The sequence below is a fragment of the Methylosinus sp. RM1 genome (assembly GCF_011378635.1).
In the GTDB taxonomy this organism is placed as follows: domain Bacteria; phylum Pseudomonadota; class Alphaproteobacteria; order Rhizobiales; family Beijerinckiaceae; genus Methylosinus; species Methylosinus sporium.
Window position 1 is genome coordinate 1 of the sequence record NZ_WOVC01000077.1, and the last position, 4,797, is coordinate 4,797.

Sequence of the window (4,797 nt, forward strand, 5' to 3'; positions counted from 1 at the left end):
GAGAAGGACCTCGACACGAGCCTCGACTGGATCGCTGTCGACCATCACAACACCGGCCATCCTCACACCCACATCATCGTCCGGGGCGTGCTCGACGACGGCCGCATCCTCAATATCGCCGGCGACTATATCGCTCACGGTGTTCGTCATCGGGCAAGCGAGCTGGTCACGCTGGAGCTCGGCCACCAGAGCGAGATCGAGCTTCAGACGAAGCTCGCGAATGAAGTTGCGGCGGAGCGACTGACGCGGCTCGACAAAATGCTGATCGCCGAGCAGCGCGAGCATGGCGTCATTGATCTCAGGCTCGGGGAAGGCGCCTCCTATCTCGTCCGAGAAAACCGGGCGCTGCTGCTCGGTCGCGCGCGGCGCCTGGAACGTTACGGCCTCGCCACAGAACTCGAGACGGGGCGGTGGGCGATTTCCGACCGCGCGGAGCAGATGCTGAAGGAACTCGGCATTCGCAACGAAGCGATCGAGACCATCCGCCGGGCGCTGGCCGGTCACGGTCTGGCGGACGAGCGCGGCGTCGCGCAATATGCTTGCCACGGGGAGACCGGAAAGGAGCCGATCGTCGGCCGGGTGCTGGCCAAGGGGCTGGCCGGCGACGAGATGAGTGAGCGAGTCTATCTCGTCGTCGACGGCGTCGACGGACGAGTCCATCATCTGGAGTTCGCCGATCCGACCCGCATCGAGGAGGTCGGCCGCGGCATGATCGTCGAAGCCGCGCCCGCCGTTTCCGATCCGAGGCCGGCCGACCGCAACATCGCCATCGTCGCGGAGAACGACGGCGTCTACCGGCCGAGCGCTCATCTCGAACGCATTCGCGAGAGCTTCGAGCGGCAGGGCAAGGACCCGGACGCATTTGTTCGCTTCCATGTCCGCCGGCTGGAGGCGCTGCGCCGGGCTGGGCATGTCGAACGCGTCGACGCGGACCATTGGCGCGTGCCGATGGATATCGTTGAGCGCGGCCGAGCTTATGACCTCGCTCAGGGCGGCGATGGCCTTCGCGTGCGCACGCTCTCGACCTTCGACCTCGAACGGCAGATCGCGAGCGACGGAGCGACGTGGCTCGACCGCGAACTCGTCGCCGACAAGCAGATTTCGATAGCAGAAGCGGGCTTCGGTCGGGACGTGAAGAATGCGCTCCACCGGCGCGGAGAGCGGTTGGTGGAAATGGGTCTCGCCACGGACAACGGAAAATCCATCTCCATCCCGCGCAGCGCTATCGCCACGCTGGAGCGGCGGGAGGTGGAGCGCGTCGGCCGGCAGATGGCCGCGGAGCGAGGCATGTCGTATTCGCCGAGCGGGCCGGGCGAATATGTGTCGGGGCGGTTGGCTGGCGTCGCGAATCTCGCCAGCGGGCGCTTCGCGATGATCGAGGACGGCCTCGGCTTCCAGCTCGTGCCTTGGCAGCCCGTTCTAGAAAAGCGCATCGGCCAATATCTCAGCGGCGTTCACCGTGACGGCGGCGGCATCGAGTGGGACCTCGGCCGGAAGCGCGGGCTGGGGCTGTAACAAATGCTTTGAGCTTTGTAGAGCTGCGGCCGCGACCTGCCCCGATGCAAACGATCGGGATTGTCGAAACGCGACGGCTCGTGATAGGTTACATGTAACCTATAGGAGGCTGATCGTGACCCCAGCAGCGAAGCCCAAGGCCTCCCGCGTCAAGGTGCGGGATCACCGTGAGCGCCTGCGCGCCCAAGGGCTGCGCCCTATACAGATTTGGGTGCCGGACGTGCGCGCCGCTTCCTTTCAGGCGGAGGCGCATCGCCAGTCGCTCGCCGTCGCCACGAGCCCCCATTCTCTCGATGACCAATCGTTCATCGACGCGGTGTCGGTCATCGACGTCGATGACAACGGTAACGAATGAGACGCGGCGACATCTGGACCGTTGCCGGCGGCAAGGACTACGCAGGCAAGCCGCGCCCTGTGGTCATTATTCAGGATGACAGTTTCGACGCGACGGACTCCATCACCATTTGCGCTTTCACGACAGACGAGACGGACGCGCCTCTGTTCCGTCTGCCCGTGGAGCCGAACGAGCGCAATGGATTGCGCGTCGCCTGCCGCTTGATGGCGGACAAGGTCACCACCGTTCCGAAATCGAAGATCGGCGCACATATCGGGCGCTTGGACGAAGAAGACATTTTGCGTCTCAACCAAGCGGTGCTCGTCTTCCTCGGACTCGCTGTGTCGCCGAGACCTCGGCGAGCGCGGCGATCATGAGCCGGCCGTCATCCGTTCACCCTCTCTCCGATGGCGATGCGTAGGAAAGCGCATCGCGGCGTAAAATTAGGCCATTCTTGTTCGAGATCGAGCGCGCGATCCTGCCGGGATGTCCCGAGCGCGTGCAAATCCTCTCGATCCTCGCTGCGTCGGCGCCGATCGCCGCGTCGCGTCGACGCGGAATGACGCTCGGTCGAACATCGATCGAGAAGCCCACCGAGAACTCGACGCCTGGACTGTCACCGATGATTGGCCCGAAGATGTCCCGGTCACGCGCGCCGAGGTCGATGTAATCGAGGCGTGGCTCGGGGACTTGTTCGACCAACGATTCGGACCACATCGATGAAGGGACAAGGAAACGAAAGTCGCCCACTTGCTGCCGGTCGACGGCGACCCCTCTACTTCTTCAGCCGCACGCCGGCGCCGCCGCCATTCTCGGGAATGAATTCCACGCCGGCCTGCTCGAGAGCGGCGCGCATGCGGTCGATCGTCGACGGCTTGACCTGCTCGCCACGCTCGAAACGAGTCACGGTGTTGGTGGAAACTTCCGCCAAATCGGCGAGTTCGATGACGCCGAGATTCAGAGCGGCTCGGGCCATTCGGCATTGGACGGGCGTCATGCAGGAATCGCTATATTATGGCGAGTTTTGTTGATCGGCGAGTCGTTCGGGTTATGATGGACCCATCTCTGACCAGAGAGCGGCCGAGCGGGATGGAGCTAACACCTCGCCCGGCCTGACCACAACCCGGCTTATGAGGAGCTCGGATCATGGCTGCCACCGAGACTATCACGAGTGCGTCTGCTTTCACCCGAAGGACTTTGTTGGTTGCGAGCGTCGGCGCCGTCGCGCCGGCGCCATTCAAGGGCATTGCGAGCGTCGATTCGTCTCATACGATGGTCGTCGACCCGGCAACGTCCCTGTGGACGCAATGGAAGACCGCCCAGGACGTCACCGACGTTCTCTGCCAGAAGCAGCAGAGATTGGAAACCCGATTGATGCAGATGATCCGCGCGTCAGACGGCGTCGACGATGCCGAAGGCGCCGAGGCGGGCTGCGCCATCGAGGAAGAAATCTATCGTACGCGCTGGGCCGCCGCAGATTTGGCCGTCGGCTACTCCGAAGCGAAAAAAGACGAAGAGCGAGCCGCGGATATAGCGCAAGAACTCGCCGATGCGCTGGCGGCCACGCCGGCGTCGACCGTCGAAGGCGTCGCGGCCAAGCTCCACGCTGTGCTCCGCGAGGGCGAATGGTGCGAGAACTGCCCCGAATTTCCCTGGCCGCAGGTCCGCTCGGCGCTGACCGACTTGATCCGTATCGGTCGCCTCGATTCGTTTCCGAAGTTTTGAAGCGGGCCGTGTGACGGCGAGATTGTCGATCTCACAATTGACGAGCCGCGGTCTCCGCGGCTCGTTTTGCTTCTCATTGCGGGACGATCCGGGGCTATTGTCGCTGGCGCAGCCGAAATTCCGGTGACGCCTGCGAATCTCGAAAATAGACTCGGCCGATCGATCGGCACTCGCGCCACGAATTTGATGATGCCGGGAGTTTTCCCCATGCCCGATTGTACCCGCGCCGCGCTGTATCTCCGGGTTTCGACGACGCGGCAGGCGGAGGTCGACCTCTCTATCCCCGACCAGCAGGCGCAGACGAGCGCCTATTGCGCACGCCATAGCTGGCGCATCGTCGCCGAATATGTCGAGCCCGGCGCTTCCGCCATGGACGACCATCGTCCCGAGTTTCAGCGCATGATCGAGCGCGCCTGCGACGACGATCATCCGATCGACGTCATCGTGGTTCATTCGTTCTCTCGCTTCTTCCGCGACGCCTTCGGCCTGGAAATGTATGTGCGCAGGCTCGCCAAGCACAATGTGCGGCTCGTCTCGATCACCCAGGAGCTCGGCGACGATCCGGCGCAGGTGATGATGCGCCAGGTCATCGCGCTGTTCGACGAATATCAGAGCCGCGAGAACGGCAAGCACGTCTTGCGCGCAATGAAGGAAAACGCCCGCCAGGGTTTCTACAACGGCTCACGCCTGCCGCTCGGCTATTCACTCGCCGAAGTGGAGAAGCGCGGACACAGGACCAAGAAAAAGCTCGTCGTCGATCCTGTCGAGGCCGAGACCGTGCGGACGATCTACCGCTTGTATCTCGAAGGCGAGGCCGGCAAGGGCCCGATGGGCGTCAAGGAGGTGACGAAGACGCTCAATTGGCGCGGGCTGAGAACGCGACTCGGCGCGCGCTTCGGCGTCGCGTCGGTCCATAAGGTCTTGACCAATCCGGTCTATGCCGGCCGGTGGCGCTTCAACAAGCGCGAGGCCAAAACCGGGAGAGCCAAAGCCGAAAGTGAAGTCATCGAGATCGCGGTTCCGCCGATCATCGAAACGGCCATGTTCGACAAGGCCCAGGCGAGCCTGAAAGCCCGTGACCCGCGCGTCCTGCCGCCTCGCGTCGTCACCGGCCCCATTCTCCTTACCGGCCTCGCCGTCTGCGCTACTTGCGGCGGCGCGATGACGCTGCGCACCGGGACCTCGAAGAGCGGCAAAGTGCATCGCTATTACAGCTGCTCCAC

7 protein-coding genes are annotated in these 4,797 nt (G+C 63.6%); 5 read left to right on the forward strand and 2 right to left on the reverse strand.

All coding sequences use genetic code 11. The annotated features are described in order from the left end of the window. The 3 genes from FMZ75_RS20730 to FMZ75_RS20740 all read left to right on the forward strand — a co-directional run. On the forward strand, nt 1–1,515 hold a 1,515-nt coding region (locus FMZ75_RS20730), incomplete at its 5' end, for a DUF3363 domain-containing protein (RefSeq protein ID WP_166146099.1). A 115-nt stretch (nt 1,516–1,630) separates the two neighbouring features. After that, complete coding sequence (locus tag FMZ75_RS20735) at nt 1,631–1,870, forward strand: antitoxin MazE family protein (protein WP_166146102.1); 240 nt, start codon at nt 1,631–1,633, stop codon at nt 1,868–1,870. Then, the gene (locus tag FMZ75_RS20740; protein ID WP_166146105.1) at nt 1,867–2,226 is read left to right on the forward strand and encodes a type II toxin-antitoxin system PemK/MazF family toxin; all 360 of its coding nucleotides are present in this window, start codon (nt 1,867–1,869) and stop codon (nt 2,224–2,226) included. The genes FMZ75_RS20735 and FMZ75_RS20740 overlap by 4 nt, the downstream gene beginning before the upstream one ends. 16 nt (nt 2,227–2,242) lie before the next feature. On the opposite strand, the gene FMZ75_RS20745 is transcribed toward FMZ75_RS20740, so the two are convergent. Both FMZ75_RS20745 and FMZ75_RS20750 read right to left on the reverse strand, forming a co-directional pair. Beyond that, nucleotides 2,243–2,599, reverse strand: a complete 357-nt coding sequence (locus FMZ75_RS20745) for a hypothetical protein (protein ID WP_166146107.1) — start codon at nt 2,597–2,599, stop codon at nt 2,243–2,245. A gap of 25 nt (nt 2,600–2,624) precedes the next feature. Next, nucleotides 2,625–2,846, reverse strand: coding sequence for a helix-turn-helix domain-containing protein (locus FMZ75_RS20750; RefSeq protein ID WP_161914156.1), 222 nt, complete (start codon nt 2,844–2,846; stop codon nt 2,625–2,627). A gap of 149 nt (nt 2,847–2,995) precedes the next feature. On the opposite strand from FMZ75_RS20750, the gene FMZ75_RS20755 reads away from it, so the two are divergent. After that, entirely contained in the window at nt 2,996–3,574 is a 579-nt protein-coding gene (locus FMZ75_RS20755; protein WP_166146110.1) for a hypothetical protein, read from the forward strand. Between the two features lie 207 nt (nt 3,575–3,781). Then, the coding region (locus tag FMZ75_RS20760) for a recombinase family protein (RefSeq protein ID WP_246729175.1) at nt 3,782–4,797 on the forward strand (1,016 nt) is incomplete at its 3' end.

What these genes read in the sequence shown, in the direction of transcription:
- FMZ75_RS20740 (WP_166146105.1), top strand. Translation starts at nt 1,867, where the DNA reads ATGAGACGCGGCGACATCTGGACCGTTGCCGGCGGCAAGGACTACGCA.
- FMZ75_RS20750 (WP_161914156.1), bottom strand. Translation starts at nt 2,846, where the DNA reads ATGACGCCCGTCCAATGCCGAATGGCCCGAGCCGCTCTGAATCTCGGC.
- FMZ75_RS20755 (WP_166146110.1), top strand. Translation starts at nt 2,996, where the DNA reads ATGGCTGCCACCGAGACTATCACGAGTGCGTCTGCTTTCACCCGAAGG.